Below are 18,794 nucleotides of genomic sequence, written 5' to 3' on the forward strand. Positions count from 1 at the left end.
GCAATGTTCTGAACGAACGGGTATAGAAAGCGCTCCGACTATAGTCGGGGTTCGGTCACCGCGATTATTCGAAATAGAAAACCACTGGTGACGCCATCTCTTTGCCTGCCTCTGGCATCGATAGTGGTGGACTCGAGTTTCACTGGTTCGACAGATAAAAAAGTCTAAACTCAAGTAACCGTGACAGTGAGTGATTCATCAAGTCGGACGTGGATGTCCTCGCCGTCCGGGACTGGGATGGTATACTCAATCACGACCGGATCTCGGTTGACGTATCGGGAGGGCCAATCCGGAGGACTTGCGAGGGCGCCCCAGGTTTGATTGGTCACGTTCCGGCCACGCTCGTACATAACTGCGATCACGTGGGGATCAGTGGCAACCACGATGGCTGGAAATGTCATCAGCGACCGGTCGCAGATGTCACATGAAACAGCCAAGAATTCGTCGGTTGTTCGTTCACAACACTCACACACCTGCTCAGCGTTCAGTTCGTGATCGAGACAGATTTCGAGAGTTTCCGTTGTCGTTGTTGCACCACACTCTGGGCAGATTCCAGCTGCAAACGATCGATGAACCTGTAATCCAAGTTGGAACGCAACTGCAAAGATCTCGAACGGTTCCCGATCTTGAACACTGGCCGGTGACACCTCGAATCCGGCCAGCGTCCCATCTGGAAGGGTATCGTCCTGTACGAATGCGCCTGGACACTCGAGACAGCGGATGAACAGCCAGTCGTCGTCTAACGAGATTGCGGACGTCCCACCACAGTAGGGACAGGGCTCCTCGAGTGGGATCGTTTCGAACTGCATTTCTTCCGAGATATTCCCTGCACTGACAGCTCGAACGATTCGGACACCGGCCTGCCTGATACGATACCCGCCATCAACTCGCTGAACGAATCCGGCATCACGGAGCGATCGAAGGTGGTAGTTGAAGTTTCCCGAATCGCGCGTAAAATCCTCACTCAATCGCTCACTAACCCGGTTCGCAAGTTCGCCGTAAGCGAGAGGCTTGGCCGCAAAGGTGTCGGCTTCCTGTGCGTCACTAAGGACATAAAGAACGGCCAGTCGGAGTTCGTGACTGAGTACTTGAAACACATCGTCCGGCAAATCATCACTAGAGTTATCGGTCATGGTTATGGTATGCTGTGTGAGTACAGGTTGTTATCTCGTGGAATCGGAAGATCATCACAGTCAAAACAGCGGTGCAATCGTTTCATGTCGAATTGATGTCCCACTGATAGCAACTGAGAGGCTCATTTCACCAACTCCGGATTCGAGTTCGAGAGCATCCCCCACTCGCCCTCGTGGATCGTAGTTCAACATCATCCGGTTCGCACCTCGTGGATTCGCCCGAAGATGAGTCCAGAGCGCTTGAGCAGCAGCCTCGTGGCCAGGTAGATACCAGAGATCGGAGAGCATCGTCATTCGAAGTGTCTTGCTTTCCGGAATTGCCGGTGGCAACTCGTCTGCGTCCTCGAGTTCAGGCGGCAGCGAATCGACGACGAGTGCCATCGCCTTGTGCATGTGGGAGACGAAGACGCCAGCGACGACTTCGTCCTCTACCGTTGCAACGACGTAGCGATGCAACGGCTCGTCGATCGGTGAATCAGAGAGTCGGCTCTCCAGCCCCTCTACAGTATACGGCCGATAAACGTCGGCATCGGCGTAGAAGCTGTTCGATCGGTCAACTGCTGCAATCCGTTCTGGCGGACTCGCATCGTGGACATCGACTTCGGTCGGCGGGGCCTCCTCGAGTGGTGGTGCTGACTCGATGGAAATTCTGCTATATCCCATGAGAGCGTGAAACAAGTATGGGACGCAAGAGACCGAGCTGTATTCCGTGTCTGAGAACACGTGGTGCTGACTGGTCCGAGTGCGTAGGAAGCCGAGTCCTGGGCATGACAGCCCGACTGCCGCTCTTGGCGGCAGTCGGGAAAGCCCGCATAGGTGAATCTCTGTTTCACGCACCAGCGTTCCAAGGTGAGTCCAATGTTCATTGGAATCGACGTACACAAGCGGTACTCACAGATCGCAGTACTGGACAAAAACGGTGAGATCGTCGAAGAGGTTCGCGTCGAAAACGCGAACCTCGACGACTTTGCCCAGCGGTACGCTGGGTCAAAAGCCGCGCTTGAAGCGACCAGCAACTACTATCACATCCACGATACGCTTTCAGCGTATCTGGATGTGACCGTCGCCAATCCCGGCGAATTGAAGTTGATCTCCGACTCTGACAAGAAAACTGACCGCGTTGACGCGAAACAACTCGCTCGAATGCTTCGGTTAGGCTCGGTTCCTGAGAGCTACGTTCCAACCGACGAGGTTCGGCAAGCCCGCGCACTTGTGCGCGGGCGACAGAAACTCGTCGAGAACCGGACCGAGTACGCAAACAAGATTCACGGCTTGTTGAGTGATCATGGCATCACTCGGGAGGTAAAGCCGTTGAGTGTGGAGGGACGAGAGTTCCTGGCGGAACTCTCGCTCCCGGCCCCGTGGGACGCGTTGTTGGAGTCGTATCTGGAGCTCATTCAGACACTCACTGAACAGATTGAGTCGTTGGAAGTGGAGATCGAGGAGCGGGCTGGGTCTCTGAAGGAGACCCAGCTCCTGATGACGATTCCTGGCGTGAGTTACTTTACGGCGTTGACGATTTATGCAGAGTTGGGAGAGATCAATCGGTTTGATCGGGCCAAAGAGGTCGTGAGTTACGTCGGGTTAAACCCGATAATCCGCGAGTCTGGTGACTCGCGGTTTGAGGGGAGCATCTCGAAGCGAGGATCAGGACGAGTCCGGTGGTTGCTCGTTCAAGCGTCGTACTCAGCAGTACATACGTGCGAAGACGAGTACCTCAGCCAGTTCTACAACCGGTTAGCTCGAAAGAAGAACTCGAAAACAGCGATTGTCGCAACCGCCCGGAAGCTGCTGGTTTCAATGTATCATATGCTGGACCGTGAGGAGGTGTACGATCCACCAGGGGTGAGTGCCTGAGCGCCGCCAGGGCGGCGCTCATTGGCCGGCTGGTGGCAGCGTGAGCAACTGCCCTCGCAAACAAGAAGTCCCCCGCCTGATGGCTGTTTCAGTAGCTATCGGTTCGCCGGTTGTCGATTCTACGCCAGAAAACTATAGGAAGTCCTTGTCGCCCGAAGAATTATCTTGGCAAACGTGGTTTGGTCAGTCAGCAGAATTTCCATAGGTGGATACATCACAAACTCGGTCGCGAGCGAGTCAGCCCACCACGTCGCTACTGCTTTCGATGGGTCGTTTCCGTGTTGGATGTTCGCGAAGACAACGCAATCTTCTCCAAGCTGGCCTTGTGCGTGGGTAATTCGATGCTCGACGATACGCTTTGCGAGCCCTCGGCCTCGAAAATCAGGGTGGACCGCAAGCGCGTTTAACAACGCGCTCGGTCGGATCTCGCCATCGAATCGGGCTTCCGTATTCGAGACGAAGCCGACTCCGGCAAGCCGGCCGTCATCAGTTTCTGCAACGAATCCTGTCGTCTCTGGACGCAGTCCGACGTAGACCTCGTATGGATCGTACTCGAATTGTGGCGCAAAACTGACTGCGCCCCCATCCGGACTGTTAGTAAACAGGGTCCCGATCGACTCCCCGTCGTCCGGTGTCGCCGTTCGAATCCGGACCCCGTCCGCTGAATCAGTGTTTAATTGCATGCTCAAGTCTCGAACCATTAGTGTGTGTGAAATGATATAAGCTTGATGATAATATGAGACGGTAACAAGTTTCAACCCTCTCCCGGCACTCGAGCCCACACGTAACTACAGGCCGTCGTCCTCAGAAGTCGTCTCCTTCGTCGCTGTTCTCGTCGCTCCCCTCCTCGTCGCTCGCTTCACCGGCTCCATCTTCGTTATCGACTTCCTCGCCGCTTTCTTCGTCGTCAGCTTCCTCAGTTCCATTTTCTTCCTCAGCTTCCCCGTCCCCACTCTCCTCACCGCTACCCCCGTCATCAGTTTCCTCGTCTTTATCTTCCTCATCTCCACTGTTCTCATCAGCTTCCCCGTCCTCGCTCTCCTCATCCGCTTCTCTTTCCCCATCTCCACCGTTCTCATCAGCTTCCCCATCCTCACCCCTCTCATCGGCTTCCCCGTCCTCACCCTCCTCATCTGCTTCCCCGTCCTCACCCTCCTCATCTGCTTCCCCGTCCTCACCCTCCTCATCTGCTTCCCCGTCCTCACCCTCCTCATCTGCTTCCCCGTCCTCACCCTCCTCATCTGCTTCCCCGTCCTCACCCTCGTCATCTGCTTCCCCATCCTCACTCTCCTCATCTGTTTCCCCATCCTCACCCTCCTCATCTGCTTCCCCGTCCTCACCCTCCTCATCTGCTTCCCCGTCCTCACGCTCGTCACCGGTTTCTCCGTCCTCACCCTCGTCATCTGCTCCCCCATCCTCACCCCCCTCATCGGTTTTCCCGTCCTCACCCTCGTCACCGGCTTCTCCATCCTCACTCTCCTCATCAGCTTCCTCGTCGTCTCTCTCGAGTTCCGTGACGGGATCAGGAAAAGTATCGGCCGTCGAGATTTCACCAGAGGCGTTCTCGGAGTCAGTAAACAGCGCTAGAGTTCCAGCACTGCCAACGAAGACACTCACCAGAACGATCACAGAGATCACGATCGTAAGTCGCTTCATTCGTCTGCCTCCAGTTCGGTAGCTAGCGTATCGTCTTCGGCTGCCGCCACGTCACTTCCTTCGACGCCGGTCACCTCTGGTTCTCCAGCGGGAGTCTGTGTCCCCTCGACAGAGGTTACACCCGAGGACGTCGGTTCATCACTCTGTTCTGAATCGTCGGGAGCGTCGACGCCGGATGCAATTGGCCTGTCGTTCGAGAGAAGCCACTCGAACGCCTCGTCTTCAACATCGACTGAAGTGTCGCTTTCGGCCGCCTCAGTCTCCGGTGGGGCCAATTCGGTAGAATACCTTGCTAACAGCCACATACTACCAAGCCCAAGCATCGAGAACGTCGCGGCAAATGCGGCAGTGAGCGAAACAGCTGTCGGCAACTGGATCGCTACGTAGATGCTATAGGGTACAACCAGTACCAGTATCCCAAGCGTGATCGTGAGATCTTCCACATGAACCGTAACCTCCTCATCAGAACCAGCGACATCAGCCGAGTTCGAGCCCGGGTCACTCTCGAGTTGAGTTGGGCCGGAATCGGGTGTTGGGTTGCCGGAAGCGGTCGTCGCGTTTGACGCTACGATCGACTTGCTAAACGCAATTGCTTCAGTGACCAACAGAAGGGCAACAGGAAGACCAACGAGTACCACGAGTCCCACTGGGGTCCCCCCGAACTGGATAACATATCCGATCAGTGGGATCGTAAAGATGACCGAGCCGAGTACGTTCTCCGGTGGGACGAGTGATGCGTCTGGTTCTGGATTTGCATCACCCTGTGTTTCGAACGCTACTGCACCATTGTGCTCTTGGCGGTCGATCACCCGATGGGTGACTGGTACCTCTTCGCCCTCTTCGGCGAACGTGATGACGTTACCCTCTTCGATCGACTCTGGATCGGTCTCCTGGACAACGACGACATCTCCCGGTGAGATCTCCGGTTCCATACTTCCCGACAATACGACAAAACTGTGGTCGGCGCCGACAGCCCCAGGAACAGTATAAACAAAAAACGGCGCTACAACCGCAATCAGCAGAAGAAGTCCAGCGATGTCGAAAATTCGTCGAAATCTCATTCAGAATCACTCTCGAGTTCGCTACAGCACACCCAAACCGTAATATGGCTAATTCCGTGTGCCTCAGCCGGGGTAGCTGACTCAGCAGTGAACAATTCCCCACGGGTTCGCGTCGTTGGCGGGTCGATCTCCTCTACGTTCGAGGCCGGGCCTGGTTCGTCACTGGGTCCTCCGCGAATATCGGCCTTACACAACGGCGGTGCGTCCTGCTCGTGTCCGCCTTTCAGGAGCCGAAAGCTGGCACCGACGGTATCGCCGTCCGCTTTTTGTGTTACCGTCAACACCTCGAGTTCGTACTCGTTCTCGTCGACGTCGACGTCGCACTCCTCGGCGTAGAGTTCGTCTACATCGTAGGTTCCGGGCTCGAAATTGTTACCTCGGCCTTGAGGGTCGAACTTCGCAAACTCGATACAGTCGGACTCAGGGCAGTCGAGTTCCCGACACTCCTCGGTTGCCGTCGCAAACGGATCCTCGACCTCGTCTTCCTCAACTGCTCGACACTGCTCAGCGAAGAAATCGAACGATAGTTCTGTCATCAGATCGGCAGTCCAGTCCGCCTCATCAGGAAGTTCGTAGTCCAGTTTGAGCGTTACCTCATCGGCTGGAAACAGACAGGCATCGCTGTCGTCATCGCCGTTTCCGTCGTCGAACTGGTTGTCGAGACGGGTACCACCGCTCAACTCGTCTCGCAACTCGGTGAGTGAACCGCCCGAAAACACCGTTGTAGTGGCATCATTTCGTTGGAAAGTGAGCGCTGTGACTTCCAAAGCGTCTCCCAGCGGGTCGACCACCGGTGGACAGGCCGTTTTAACCCACAGTCGAGATGGATTCCCTTCGACCGAAATATCGAACGTTTCTGAACCGCCAGTACCGGGTTCAAGGGGGTCAATACCGACGTCTATACCGTTTTTGCCGCCCGAGCACGAACCACAACTAATCTCGAGCGAGACCTTACCGGCCTGAATCGAGATAGCCGATGACTCTCGATCGGCCAACTGGGAGGCGGTCACGCCGGTGGTCGCGCCGAGTACGCCCGTCCCAGCGACGGCCCCCAACAGCTTTCGCCGAGTTAATTCCAGAGAGTCGTTGGTCATGTGATTAACTTCAATTGTGCCCGGGTGCTCGATGGCCGGTAGATGCGTTCAGATAGTCGACGGAAAGGAGCCACGGCACTCTTCGGACGCGTACCGATTGTGCGAAATCGCTCACAGCTGTTGACAGCGAGCTGTTCCGCTCGCGACGTCTCCTGTCGCTAGATGCCCGATCAGTTGTTGGCGGGTCTACCGGTGGTACAGGAGATTCCCCACTCCGCGATACCATCTGATTCCAACTCAGTGTAAATTCAATAATAAGAATACGTTGCATACTAAATCTCTGAAAGTAGTATGACAGTATTGCCATAATTCAAACACCGGTTATATAGGCTGAACTTTGGCTTTTGTGCCATCGAAGACAAATATACATACCGAATGTGCCATTAGCATGGTCTGGCAGCAAGTTCGAGATCGAACTCGAGTGACGCTCCCTGAGCGGTGTTGATGTTTTCTTGACCCGTCGGGAACGCCCACTCGAAGGTGAACGCGACATCGTCGTCGATACACTCTCCGAGAATGGCGCCCTCTTCGAGAACAGCAACGACGTCTCCGAACGTCCCCTTGGCAAGCAGCGGCTCGCCGATATCACGAACGCCGTTCTGTCCACCAAGCGAATCGACCCCCAGGATCCCCTCGTCCTGCCAGAATTTGGCGTGAAGAAACTCCTCGAGACCGGGTTCATTTGCCCCCCTCGTCACCTCGAGTGAAACCTCTAGTTGAACCGGTTCTTCGAACCCGTTTTGTACGTTCATCACGACGAGGCCGGAGTCACCGGGGAGAACGTTTCCGAACGAGAACGAAGGTCCGTCCGTGTCGAACGTAGCCGTCCCACCGGTCGGATCGATGATTTCCGCGCCGTTGTAGACTTCTTGCCACTCGAGGGTGAGTGCGGCTTCGTCCTCACCGGTGCTTTCGGCAAGGGTAGTATCCGGTGTCAGTCGGGGTTCGATCGTGGCTGACTTGGTTAGCGTTTGACGTGGTTCTGTAAAGAAACTCATGCCACCAACGATCAGGGTGCTTGCTCCAGCGGTAGCGGCCACGAGCAGCTTTCGTCGAGAGAGGTCGTCGGTGTCCATAGTCGATGTACGTGTCGAGGAAACCCACCGACGGAATCGAACCGCCGAACACCAGTGTGGGTCAGTAGGTGGTGGAAATGGTAGTTGGATTAGAATCCAGCTGGACCCTCTGGCAGCTCGTTGTGTCGACACTGTTCGGTGTAGAACCCAAGGTCGAAACTGATCGATTGACCCTGAAGCTCGTTGATGTCGTCGACGTGTTCCGGCGAGGTGGTCGGGAGACACCATTCGAACGCGACACAGAACGTCTCCTCTTCGGGGAAGCAAAGCGGTGGCCTGTCCGCGGAACAGTACTCGAATTCGATGTGGCTGATTCCCCGAGGGTTGTTGCCTACTGGGTTTATAGACGGTGTCCGAACACCGTCCTGATCTCTCGTACAGCCACCAAACGTCACGAGGTCGTCTTCTTCTTCGTCGGGACCAGCTTTGATTCGCTTCGAACACATCCCGGCGACGTCAGAAGACACCACGCCCTCGTACTCGTCGAGGATCGCCCAGTCGTACTGGACGATCTCTTCGAGGTCTGCGTCTGTCCGGTTCTTCGCCAGCACTTCGTTGTCGTCTTCGTCTTTAAACAGGATGTTCGAGAATTGAACGACGAGTTGCGTGTCGTCTTCTCCAGGTGCTGCGAACAGGGCGATGATCTTCAGTTCGTCGCCTTCCTCGTAGCCGAGGATCTCCCCGTTTTCCATCTGCGCCTCGTCTTCGTCTTCGAATTCGATCTTATCCAGGTCTTCACAGACGACTTCGGACTCGGCCTCGAGCGCGTCGCCCCCGCCGACACCGGCGCCGTCGTAGACGTTGGGATCGAGGAGCCGACCGTCCGGGGTGATTCGATCCTGGACGAAGGTGTACAGATCGGTCGTCTCGAGGAGGGTCCGATCACCATCTTCCTCGTCGAACTCGTTGGTACATTCGAGATCGTACCAGGCCTTGACGTCGATCGCCTTCGCCAAGTCGTCGTCGAACTCATTGACCTGTCCGATCCACCAAATGTAGCCAGGGTTGTCACAGAGGTGGAGGCTGAACGTGACCTCCCCGCAGTCGCCGGGTTTGACGTCCTCGAGCTCGATAAGACTGTCCTGAGTCCGAACGCCGTTGTCGTAATCGTCGGGCTCCTCGAAGTTTTCGAGGGTCTCACAGGTGATGTACTCCTGGACGTTCGCACCGTCTATCACGTCGTCTTTCTCGAAACCGGCGACTCCGTCGTTGCGCTCGTCGTCATTATCGAAGGTACCGATATAGGTTGCAATCTCACTGTCGTCGGCGAACGTTCCGTCGTCGAACTCGCTCAGATCAACCGACTGCATCCCGTCCGTGTTGTCGTCTGGGTGAGCGTTGACGAACGGGTATCCGGCCGTTCCGTAGGGTTCGAAGTCGATTTCGGGTTTGTTGGCTTCCGGGCCGAAATACAGCTGTTGCCAGTCGATTCGGAGATCCAGTTCCCCCGCTGTCAGAGTGTTCCCTTCGAACGCCTCACGGTCGCTAAAGAAGGCACTCGTTCCCAACCCGGCCCCCGCCGACGCAGCGCCGATGGCACCGATTCCGGCGAGGGCCTTCCGCCGCGTTAATTTGATTTTTTTCGTCATTGGTGAGTGTGGAGATGTAGCGGCTGAGGACTATTCGACGTCAGAGCCTCCCAACGCGTCGGCCGCGTTATTGGCGACACCGTCTCCGTCGTTGTGGCGCTGCTGTTCGGCGTAGAACGCCAGGTCCCAGTCAAGGACGGCACCCTGAAGTTCGTTTCCGACGCCTGTCGGAATGGACAGCTCGATGCAGAGTTTCTTTTTCGCTTCGCCACCCTCCTCCAAGTCGAACGCTCCGAGTGGTTCACCATCTTCGAGTTCCTCGAGAAGCTCCTCGAAGGACTCGTACTCTGCGATCGTCTCGCCGTCGAGCGTGACGTCTTCGACTTCCGTCGCTTCGCCGATGGTAGTGAGGTCGTCGTTGCTTTCGACGTCCCAGAGATCGTCGGCGTCGACGTTTTCGGCTTCGTAGCCATTCTTGTCGTTGCTGTCAGCAGCGAGAGCCACGTAGCCGGGATTCTCTTCGACGGTGATGTCCCAGCAGAACTCGTACTCGTCTCCGGGTTTGGCGTCCTCGATTTTGATCGCATTAGCGACTACGTACCCAGGTTCTGCTCCGCCTCGATCGAGCCATGCCGTCTCGTCCGGGCCGATTTCGTCCTGGTCGATGTCGGTGATTTTCTGCTCAACCGTCAGGCCGAATTCGCCAGCCGTAATAGAATTGTCTTCGAACGTTTCCTGGTCGCTGAAGAACGCGCTCGTTCCAACGCCTGCGGCCGCGGAGGCAACACCGATCGCTGCGATACCGCCAAGTGCTCGTCGTCGAGTCAGTCGGAATTGGTTTTCGTCCGTCATAGTTGGTAATCCCCCAACGCCGTTCCGGCGATTGGGTTACTCACACCGATGGCGAACCCTGGGGTAGTTATGATCTGAGACGTCACATTCGAACGATTCGATAGCTACTCGACTGACTCGTTGAATCGCCCCTTCACTCCGGCTGAACATGCGATTAGCGACCCGTACGTTCGGCCATCCCATGCGTCAATCCGACGTTCGCGGTGGTCAACTGCCGTTTGCTACTGGTCAGATAAAGCGCATAATATCCTGACGCACATTCTACGGAATTTGCATCCGATTCAACGACGAGTAGTACTCCAGTAGGTCGCGTGTACATTTACCACCCAATCTGATACTCGAGCCATGGGGATTGACGCGGGTTCGTTCCCGCGACAGTCCACACACGGGGAACAATGTTCAGGGCGAATACCATTCCGGAAGAAGACATCTACGAAATACTCGCTAACCGTCGTCGTCGAGAGACGCTGCGACAATTAATGACCTCGACGAGCCAGAATCCTATGACGCTTCACGATCTTTCCCAGGAGGTTGCCGCCCGTGAAACCGGCCAAGCGCCGCCACCGAAAGCCATCCGAGAGAGCGTCTACAACTCACTGCACCAGACACACCTTCCGAAACTGGACGAACTGGGCATCGTTCACTACGACCGCGACGCTCGAACTGTCCAAGTGCGCAAGCGCGCACGAGACATTGACCGCTATATGGAAGTCGTCACTGGGTACGGCGTCACCTGGAGCGAGCTCTATCGAACCATCGGTGTAGGCTCCCTAACGATTTTGTTAGCAGCAATGCTCGAGGTGCCGTTCATCTCTGCCGTCGATCCGTTGCTGTGGGTGGTTATCTTTCTCAGTATATTCTCGATCACGATCGCCAGCCAACTGTGGTCAAACCGGTGGCTCATTCTGCGTGCACTGGTTGGGTGACATCCCCCCCACCTCTTCAGCGGTTTCTGGTACAATCTGAATGACTGAGCAGATTTGTTTACCCAACCAGAGGGTAATGAGTCGATCGCCTCAGCGTCGATCGGTGTCTCGACGATCCGGGTAAGGCAGGTTGTACAACTCATCGCGAGGACGTCCAGGCTGTGACAGCAAGACTCGACGATCTGGTGTTCAAGAGAGACCTCACCGCCACAACTCGGGCAGGTCTCGAGAAAGAGCCGCAACGTGGCGAGGAGCTCCATTTGCCCGATTATTGATCAGTGCCTCCAGATTGGATCGATCCGGTTGAGGACGAGGGCTCCAGCGATGTCGGCCCGACAGGCCGCCCTCGATTCCCATCTGGCAACGATGGTTCCATCGTGGATCGCATTGACATCCTCTCCGCCCTGAAGAGGCGAGGCTTTCGCCTTGGTTCCCCGTAAATGACGTCACCTGTTCAGCCACCTCGAGATCCTCCGGGTCGATCGCCAACAGAGTGGCGACTCCCAGCTCGATCGCTGCATCGCTTGTGGTTCGGTCGGCGATCGCTTCGAACCACGCGTCAGTAAACACTGATGTGAGGACGAGATCGTCGGTCTCCGCGTCTATTTCGATAAGGCCGAGTTCACGCAACTCTGACTCTGGGTGGAGTGTCGACTCGGTGTGAGTCTCGGCTTTATCAAATGTTTTGAGCACCCATACGGGCAAATATCGTTTAGTCAGCCAGGGAGTGCCTGGGATGAGATACCCATGAAATAAATAATGACGAGCGAGCCGACGAAGACGACTGGACCGACCACGCTACTCCGAACCGACGTTCCGTCGACGATCAAACCGAGGACCACTGCCAGGACGACCCCCAGGACGACGTTGACGGCTGTACATGGAAGACACCGGTTCTCACCGGTGTACTTCGAATTTTTCAGACGATTGGTACCAAATGAATGCTGGTGTCGGTTATCCACACAGTTAAGACGGTAAGAGACTGGGTAGTTCCACTGTGCTTGCCAGATTCCAAACACCGTATTCGATGTGAAAACTCGGTATGAAGTCCACTCAGACATAGATAACGCCTGTTTGACCGATTTTTTCGCTAAGCAGCGTTTTCGTCTGGCTCTATTGGCTACATCGATCGATCTATTTCCAGGTTACATCTCTGGAACGTGTGTATTCTTATACGAAACTGGAGGGATGTCCCTGTAGGCGGGGCGTGGACAACCGATGCAACTCGAGCGGACAAACGACAAGCAAGACACCGAGCAGAGTGGTGAGCAGTCGACGACATCGACGGACGATCGGTTCACGATCCTGTCAAACTCGCGTCGTCGGCACGCCATCAAGTATCTAGCGAGTTCAGACGAACCGGCAGTACGACTGCGAGATATGGCCGAACAGATCGCTGCGTGGGAAAACGACCTCTCGGTGTACGAAGTGAACTACAAGCAGCGAAAACGCGTGTACACGTCGTTGTATCAGACACACCTCCCGAGGATGAACCGGGTAGACATCGTCGAGTACGACCAGAGCTCCGGGATGATTTGGCCAACCGACGGTGTGACCGAGCTCTACCCGTATTTAGAACCGACGTCGCCGCCAGTATTTGATTGGCACCAGGTTGGAATCGTGGTGTCTGGACTCTGTTTTTTCCTCGTGACTGTGGCATTTCTTGAACTGATACCCGACGGAGGATGGGACGGATACGGCATTGCATTTCTGATTTCGATGCTATTCCTGACGGTTACGGCCGGACAGTATCTCGATAGTTGATGTCTTCCGACGTGGACGACAAGGTTTTGTACCTGCTCATCCACAATCCCTGTCAGTCAGTGACCACGTTATCAGCATCAAGAGTGACTTCCGGTGGTAGGTGGTTTGCCCCCAGTCGGTTTTGGCGATTCTGGTAGAGATTTACTGCACCGATACCCACGAACGTGGCCGACAACAACATCGCCCATGCGTATCCGGAGAGTAACGCGAACGGCACCAACCCAACCCAACCGAGCAACACACTTGTTGCGAACACCAATGCAGTACCAGTATAGAAGACACTCCACGGAATGTCATCTTCTGAAACAACGTCCAAGTAGACCTGGAGAGTATCGATATTCTCAGTCGGGCCGATTACCTTCTGTCTCGTATCGTATTCGACGAGTCCCACTGTACTGAGCTTGGGCAGGTGTGCCTGATGAAGCGCCGTATAGACGCGTTTTCGCTGTGTCGACGTTACTTTGTCTCGAGATATGCCGTTTTCCCACGCAGCAACCTGCTCAGATAGGGCTCGTAGACTGATTTTTTCGTCGGTTGTCATTAGATAATGGATGACAAACCTTCGTCGTCTATTGCTCAAAATTCGGTAAGCAGTCTCTCGGTCGATACCCTGATGTGATAGTTTCAGAGGACTACTCCCATCAGAGGGTTGGTGTCTCGTCACGCTCATCGTTCCAGCACCACGGTTAGGGTTGGAGCCATTGCTTTATTCCCGACTGTCCTCCACGACGTGAGACGTCTGCAGCCAGATACCGCGTCAGCAATCATATGTTGATTGTTCACATGAGCATTGGATAAGTTAGGGATTTTGAGTATCGAATTATAGTAACCAATATGTCACTATACAGTGTGGGAGCTTGCTCTACGAATGCTTCAAATAGTTGCTGATCGTTGTCAATTATGTAACCGAAACCGATGCATCGTCCAACCCGGCGACATACAAAGGGCAATAGGTCTTGCAAACAAATGCCAAACGAGGCAAATCCGTGAGCAAGCAGCACGTATCCGAACACTACGGAGACGACACCAAGCAGCTGTTACAGAAAGCACTGACAGGTCGGTTTGACTGCATCGACGAAAAGAACGTAAACCAACAATAGTTAACAGATTCGCATATAGAACCTTAGTTAACCATTTAGCGTTTCATTAGTCATCTTGCAGACAATAGTCTTTTGACGGTACAACCGAACGCTCTGATAATGAGCTCTGAACAAGAACACCTCAAAACGACGAACACCGAAGACCGGTTTGCGTTCAAAAACGAACACAAAGCTGCGCTTACCGCCGAAAAGGGCCTCGATGAAGAAACCATCAGGCTCATGTCCGAAGACAAAGACGAGCCCGAGTGGATGCTCGAGCGGCGTCTGCGTGCGCTGAAGGTTTTTCAGGAGATGCCGATGCCGACCGGCTGGCCGGGACAGCCGGACCTCTCGGAAGTCGACGTCAACAAGATCGTCCCCTACATCCGCCCGGACGTCGAGATGCGCGAGGGGACCGACGACTGGGAGAACCTCCCCGATGAGATCAAAGACACTTTCGACAAACTCGGCATCCCGGAAGCCGAGAAAGAGGCGCTCTCGGGCGTCGGCGCGCAGTACGAGTCCGAGGTCGTCTACCAGAACATGAAGTCCCAGTGGGAGGAGAAGGGGGTCATCTTCATGAACATGGACCGCGCGGTCCAGGAACACCCCGAAATCGTCAAAGAGTACTTCATGACGACGTGTGTGCCCCCGAGCGACAACAAGTTCGCGGCACTCCACGGGGCGATCTGGTCCGGCGGCTCGTTCGTCTACGTCCCCGAGGACGTCACCGTCGAGATGCCCGTCCAGGCGTACTTCCGCATGAACACCGAGGGAATGGGCCAGTTCGAACACACCCTCATCGTCGCCGAACCAGGCAGCGAAGTCCACTACATCGAGGGCTGTTCGGCACCCAAGTACTCGGCGTTTAACCTCCACAGCGGGGGCGTCGAGGTCTTCGTCAAAGAAGACGCCCACGTCCAGTACTCGACGGTCCAGAACTGGTCGCGCAACACCTACAACCTGAACACGAAACGCGCCATCGTCGAGGAAAACGGCACGATGGAGTGGATCTCGGGTTCGATGGGCTCGAAAGCTACCATGCTCTACCCGTGTTCGATCCTCAAGGGTCGCGGTGCAACCGACACCCACATCACCATCGCCTTCGCCGGCGAAGGCCAGGACATCGACACCGGCGCGAAAGTCTACCACAACGCTCCCGAGACCAAATCGACTATCGAGTCGAAGTCGATCTCGAAAGACGGCGGTCGCACCAACTACCGCGGTCTGGTCCACATCGCCGACGGTGCCGAAAATTCGAGCACAGCCGTCGAGTGTGACGCGCTGATGTTCGACAACGAGTCGACCTCCGACACCATGCCGTACATGGAGATCGAAGAGTCGAAAGTCGACGTCGCCCACGAAGCGACCGTCGGCAAGATCGGCGACGAGGACATCTTCTATCTGCAGAGTCGCGGCCTCGACGACGACGACGCCAAGAAGATGATCGTCGCCGGCTTCATCGAACCGATCACCGAAGAACTGCCGATCGAGTACGCCGTCGAACTGAACCGCTTGATCGAACTCGAGATGGAAGGAAGCCTCGGATAAGCGTAACTGATGACTGGGTTTGAAACGAACGGTGCTCGCAGAGACGACGACAGGGTAGCCAGGACCAGTCACGCTTCACCAGTCAGGTGGGAGGAACGATGACTGCACTCGGACTGCGATGTTACGAGTGTGGCCACGAGTACGGCTACATCGGCTCACAGCCACACTCTGGTCAGTGTCCGGCGTGTGACTCATATCGTGTTTCCCCAGCGGGGAAGCTCATGGTTACAGATCTCAAGCAATGGCACAACGCCACCGGGTTATCGAAGCTCTGGGTATACACGATGGACGAGCAGGGGCGACAATTCACGTTCGAGATCGTGGCCAACGATGGGAGGGGAAAACTCGTCTCCGTTATCGTCGAAGGACTCGCTCTCGATCCAGCATGTGAGATTTCGCTCCAGCAATTTCCCGACGTCGTCTCAGATGCGGTCGCTGCCTGTGGGATAACGGAACTCGAGACGAAGAAGATTTCACCCGCGTAGCTGTACGACATCGGCCGAAAGGCGACGGAACTGATCAAGCGAGGGAACGATCACGCCCGCCCGGAGTTCGACCGGTTCCGCGCGTTGTCCACACGGATTGCCGAATTACAATAACCGCGATGGTGACGAGTTCGAGTGCCTGAGCTGTGGAAAGGAACTTCACGCGGATTACAACGCTGCTCGGAATGTTGGGTGGCGTCTTGTCTAGCACTGGCTCAAGTCTGGTGCTGGACGGGCGGACTGTCAGGTCGCCTTGAACTCAGGGATGGTGAACGCGAACGGCGAGTTTTCGCCTACCACGTCTCGTGGTCAGAGTAGGAGTCCACTGACAAGGCCACCGCTTTAGCGGTGGGTACCTGACCTAAAGGGAACAGCGAGAGTTCTACAGAGAAAACAAGGCGAGTGCCTCGGGGCTTGACCCCGAGGCAGTTCACGGATCACCTGACCCGTGGTTGTTTACTAATATCCAGGTCTAGTTTTCAGTACCATTTTTAGTCATGCTAGTGGTACCACAAGTATGACAGAGACAGACACACAACCAGATGGAGCAGACATCGTCATCATCGGCGGAGGCGTTATGGGCACCAGTATCGCATATTTCGCCACGACAGAGCTGTCTCTCGATGTCGTGTTACTCGAAAAAAGTGGTATTGGGTCCGGGTCAACCGGTGACTCATCTGCTATTCTTCGGCATCACTATGGTGATGATGAGATCTATGCTCGTATGGCCTGGTGGAGTCACCAGTTTTACCGCCGCTTTGCGGAAGAAACAGGGCAGCAGATTGCGTATGAGAGAAGCCCGCTCGTGCGATTTACGCCTGAGACAGAAGACTCGTACGCACTGGCAGGGTACGAAACGCTACAGAAATTGGATATTCCAGTGAGTAAGTACGAAAAGGACGCGTTCGATGACTACTATCCAATGTTATCCGTCGACGAATATTCGGTTGCTGTCAGCGATGATACCGCTGCATATTCCGACGGTGCGGATGTTGCGGGTGGCTTTGCACGGGCGGCTCAAAATAACGGTGCAACGGTCCTCACTAACACGCCCGTGCACGAAATCACGACGACGAACGGCATCGTTGATGGTGTCCGAACAGATCGTGGTCACATAGATTCTCAGCACGTGGTGTTGGCTGCGGGGCCCTGGACACCACGCCTGGCAAAACAAATTGATATTGAAATTCCGATTAGGGTTGAGCGTGAACAGATCCTCATTCTGGATCCGCCAGCGGAGTACAAAGACCAGTACCCGGAACTGACTCCGACAACCGCGCTTCCCGGCGGGAATTGGTATATCAGATCGGACTTTGGAGACGGCATACTGGTTGCAACGCACCATATGGGAGACCGTGTTGATCCAGAAGTATATGGCGATCAGCCCGACGAATCGACAGTGCTCGAGTTAACAGACGATCTTACGGATATGATCCCAGAATTAGCTGAGGCTGGGATTCGTGGTCGGTACTGCGGTGTCTACTCGACTACTCCAGATCATGATTTTGTCATTGATAAGAAAAAAGGATGCTATCTCGCGTGCGGGTTTTCCGGCCACGGTTTCAAGCATGGTCCAGCTATCGGTAAGATCGTCACGGACATGATCGACAGTGGAGAGTCTGATTTGGTTGATATCGATTACTTTTCGCTGGACAGATTTGCCAACGGTGCTGGCGGCCATAGTCCGCCAGAGGACGGGATCTGACCTCTTTTAACATAGTTGTGAATCTGGGTTTAGTCATCTGCAGTACGTATATTTCATGACTGGAATGTACGTTCGAAATGGCGATTGGTACCGGCCAGCGGTGGCTCGGAGACAGTCGCTGAAATTCGAAGTTACCCCACAAATTTACTCTTTCAACTCTGTGGGGTAACTATGGGAAACGATGTACCGCAGAAACCGTCTCCGCCGGACTTGCCGTCATACGTTATTGACCCTCTCGAAAGCCAGTCACCGGACCGGCTCGAGCGTATCGCAGCGTACGCTACAGAACTTGCGACATGGAAACGGGTTCAGGACGAACTCGAGTTCGAGCGAAACAGGGCGGAAAAAGAGATCGATAAAGACGAACTCGAGAAGTTCGATGAGCGTGAGATATCGACCGATCCAGCAGACTACGACGGTGTTCCGGTGAGTGGCGCCTACATTACGATCAAAGAAACGAAACCGGGGTACCGCTATTACTACTGGCAATGGAGGGAAGGAGATTGCTGGGAAAATGAGTACATCGCACCAGTGAACCCTAGATAGTGATGCAAACACTCGGAAGAACTTCCGAGACGCTCGGTCTGCCCCGGCTGTGGGCAACGGTGGCTGCAGTCTTGTTCTTGTGAATAAAAATCAGATTCAATTTGAGATAAATCTAGGACACCTCATTTCCGGTGGAAGAGGTAACTGTCTGTTCGATTGGTTCACCGGAAACGTGGTGTCTGGTGTGAGAGTGGACAGCAATCCACTTTCAAACACTCAGACACCGGGTTTCCGGTGAAACGCCCCACTGAGATCGGTGTGTGATTAATCGCACAAATATTCACAGTGGACGAAAATAGTGGCAGATCAGTGTTCTAGGCTGGTTGAAAGTAACAGACACCGGATTTCCGGTGAAATCACATATTGGACATGGCCAAACAACACTATCTTGAAAATTCAAGATTGGCGATCCGCACGGCGTCAGCTACCCATGACTGAAGGCGCAGGCGTCCTGCTTCAACCCCACCCACGGTAGGGCGG

18 protein-coding genes are annotated in these 18,794 nt (G+C 55.0%); 8 read left to right on the forward strand and 10 right to left on the reverse strand.

What is annotated here, in order from left to right:
• Window positions 1-170: 170 nt before the first annotated feature.
• Window positions 171-1,097 (reverse strand): ArsR/SmtB family transcription factor, encoded by a 927-nt coding sequence (locus AArc1_RS01050; protein WP_161958281.1) that lies wholly within the window; start codon window positions 1,095-1,097, stop codon window positions 171-173.
• 96 nt (window positions 1,098-1,193) lie between these two features.
• On the reverse strand, window positions 1,194-1,796 hold the full coding sequence (locus AArc1_RS01055; RefSeq protein WP_117362517.1) for a hypothetical protein: 603 nt from the start codon (window positions 1,794-1,796) through the stop codon (window positions 1,194-1,196).
• A gap of 195 nt (window positions 1,797-1,991) precedes the next feature.
• Here AArc1_RS01055 and AArc1_RS01060 point away from each other — a divergent pair, with 195 nt between their 5' ends.
• On the forward strand, window positions 1,992-2,990 hold the full coding sequence (locus tag AArc1_RS01060) for an IS110 family RNA-guided transposase (protein WP_117362518.1): 999 nt from the start codon (window positions 1,992-1,994) through the stop codon (window positions 2,988-2,990).
• A 119-nt stretch (window positions 2,991-3,109) separates the two neighbouring features.
• Here the strand turns inward: AArc1_RS01060 and AArc1_RS01065 are convergent, their stop codons facing one another.
• The 7 genes from AArc1_RS01065 to AArc1_RS01095 form a co-directional block, all read right to left on the reverse strand.
• Complete coding sequence (locus tag AArc1_RS01065) at window positions 3,110-3,673, reverse strand: GNAT family N-acetyltransferase (RefSeq protein WP_161958282.1); 564 nt, start codon at window positions 3,671-3,673, stop codon at window positions 3,110-3,112.
• A gap of 121 nt (window positions 3,674-3,794) precedes the next feature.
• Complete coding sequence (locus AArc1_RS01070; protein WP_117362520.1) at window positions 3,795-4,646, reverse strand: SipW-dependent-type signal peptide-containing protein; 852 nt, start codon at window positions 4,644-4,646, stop codon at window positions 3,795-3,797.
• The gene (locus AArc1_RS01075) at window positions 4,643-5,707 is read right to left on the reverse strand and encodes a signal peptidase I (RefSeq protein ID WP_117362521.1); all 1,065 of its coding nucleotides are present in this window, start codon (window positions 5,705-5,707) and stop codon (window positions 4,643-4,645) included. Before AArc1_RS01075 ends, AArc1_RS01070 begins: the two co-directional genes overlap by 4 nt.
• Window positions 5,704-6,387: a hypothetical protein gene (locus AArc1_RS01080; RefSeq protein ID WP_133412314.1), complete on the reverse strand. Its 684-nt coding sequence runs from the start codon at window positions 6,385-6,387 to the stop codon at window positions 5,704-5,706. The genes AArc1_RS01075 and AArc1_RS01080 overlap by 4 nt, the downstream gene beginning before the upstream one ends.
• 797 nt (window positions 6,388-7,184) lie before the next feature.
• Window positions 7,185-7,877, reverse strand: coding sequence for a hypothetical protein (locus tag AArc1_RS01085; RefSeq protein ID WP_117362523.1), 693 nt, complete (start codon window positions 7,875-7,877; stop codon window positions 7,185-7,187).
• Between the two features lie 89 nt (window positions 7,878-7,966).
• Window positions 7,967-9,466 carry a SipW-dependent-type signal peptide-containing protein gene (locus AArc1_RS19255; RefSeq protein ID WP_228442306.1) on the reverse strand — a complete coding sequence of 500 codons (1,500 nt, stop codon included), beginning with the start codon at window positions 9,464-9,466 and terminating at the stop codon, window positions 7,967-7,969.
• 30 nt (window positions 9,467-9,496) lie between these two features.
• Complete coding sequence (locus tag AArc1_RS01095) at window positions 9,497-10,258, reverse strand: SipW-dependent-type signal peptide-containing protein (RefSeq protein WP_117362524.1); 762 nt, start codon at window positions 10,256-10,258, stop codon at window positions 9,497-9,499.
• A 395-nt stretch (window positions 10,259-10,653) separates the two neighbouring features.
• Between AArc1_RS01095 and AArc1_RS01100 the strand changes: the two genes are divergently transcribed.
• On the forward strand, window positions 10,654-11,184 hold the full coding sequence (locus AArc1_RS01100) for a DUF7344 domain-containing protein (RefSeq protein WP_117362525.1): 531 nt from the start codon (window positions 10,654-10,656) through the stop codon (window positions 11,182-11,184).
• A 1,218-nt stretch (window positions 11,185-12,402) separates the two neighbouring features.
• The gene (locus AArc1_RS01110) at window positions 12,403-12,948 is read left to right on the forward strand and encodes a DUF7344 domain-containing protein (RefSeq protein ID WP_133412315.1); all 546 of its coding nucleotides are present in this window, start codon (window positions 12,403-12,405) and stop codon (window positions 12,946-12,948) included.
• Window positions 12,949-13,000: 52 nt separating this feature from the next.
• Here AArc1_RS01110 and AArc1_RS01115 read toward each other — a convergent pair whose 3' ends face one another.
• Entirely contained in the window at window positions 13,001-13,618 is a 618-nt protein-coding gene (locus tag AArc1_RS01115; RefSeq protein WP_449289239.1) for a DUF7344 domain-containing protein, read from the reverse strand.
• 529 nt (window positions 13,619-14,147) lie between these two features.
• On the opposite strand from AArc1_RS01115, the gene sufB reads away from it, so the two are divergent.
• The 5 genes from sufB to AArc1_RS01140 all read left to right on the forward strand — a co-directional run bounded on the left by sufB (window position 14,148) and on the right by AArc1_RS01140 (window position 18,314).
• Window positions 14,148-15,578, forward strand: coding sequence for a Fe-S cluster assembly protein SufB (sufB, locus tag AArc1_RS01120; RefSeq protein WP_117362529.1), 1,431 nt, complete (start codon window positions 14,148-14,150; stop codon window positions 15,576-15,578).
• A gap of 221 nt (window positions 15,579-15,799) precedes the next feature.
• Window positions 15,800-16,063 carry a hypothetical protein gene (locus AArc1_RS01125; protein ID WP_228442307.1) on the forward strand — a complete coding sequence of 88 codons (264 nt, stop codon included), beginning with the start codon at window positions 15,800-15,802 and terminating at the stop codon, window positions 16,061-16,063.
• 49 nt (window positions 16,064-16,112) lie between these two features.
• The gene (locus tag AArc1_RS01130; RefSeq protein ID WP_117362530.1) at window positions 16,113-16,271 is read left to right on the forward strand and encodes a zinc ribbon domain-containing protein; all 159 of its coding nucleotides are present in this window, start codon (window positions 16,113-16,115) and stop codon (window positions 16,269-16,271) included.
• A 309-nt stretch (window positions 16,272-16,580) separates the two neighbouring features.
• Window positions 16,581-17,768: an NAD(P)/FAD-dependent oxidoreductase gene (locus AArc1_RS01135; protein ID WP_117362531.1), complete on the forward strand. Its 1,188-nt coding sequence runs from the start codon at window positions 16,581-16,583 to the stop codon at window positions 17,766-17,768.
• A gap of 171 nt (window positions 17,769-17,939) precedes the next feature.
• Complete coding sequence (locus AArc1_RS01140; protein ID WP_117362532.1) at window positions 17,940-18,314, forward strand: hypothetical protein; 375 nt, start codon at window positions 17,940-17,942, stop codon at window positions 18,312-18,314.
• Window positions 18,315-18,794: the final 480 nt, after the last annotated feature.

Source organism: Natrarchaeobaculum sulfurireducens (assembly GCF_003430825.1).
Lineage (GTDB): Archaea > Halobacteriota > Halobacteria > Halobacteriales > Natrialbaceae > Natrarchaeobaculum > Natrarchaeobaculum sulfurireducens.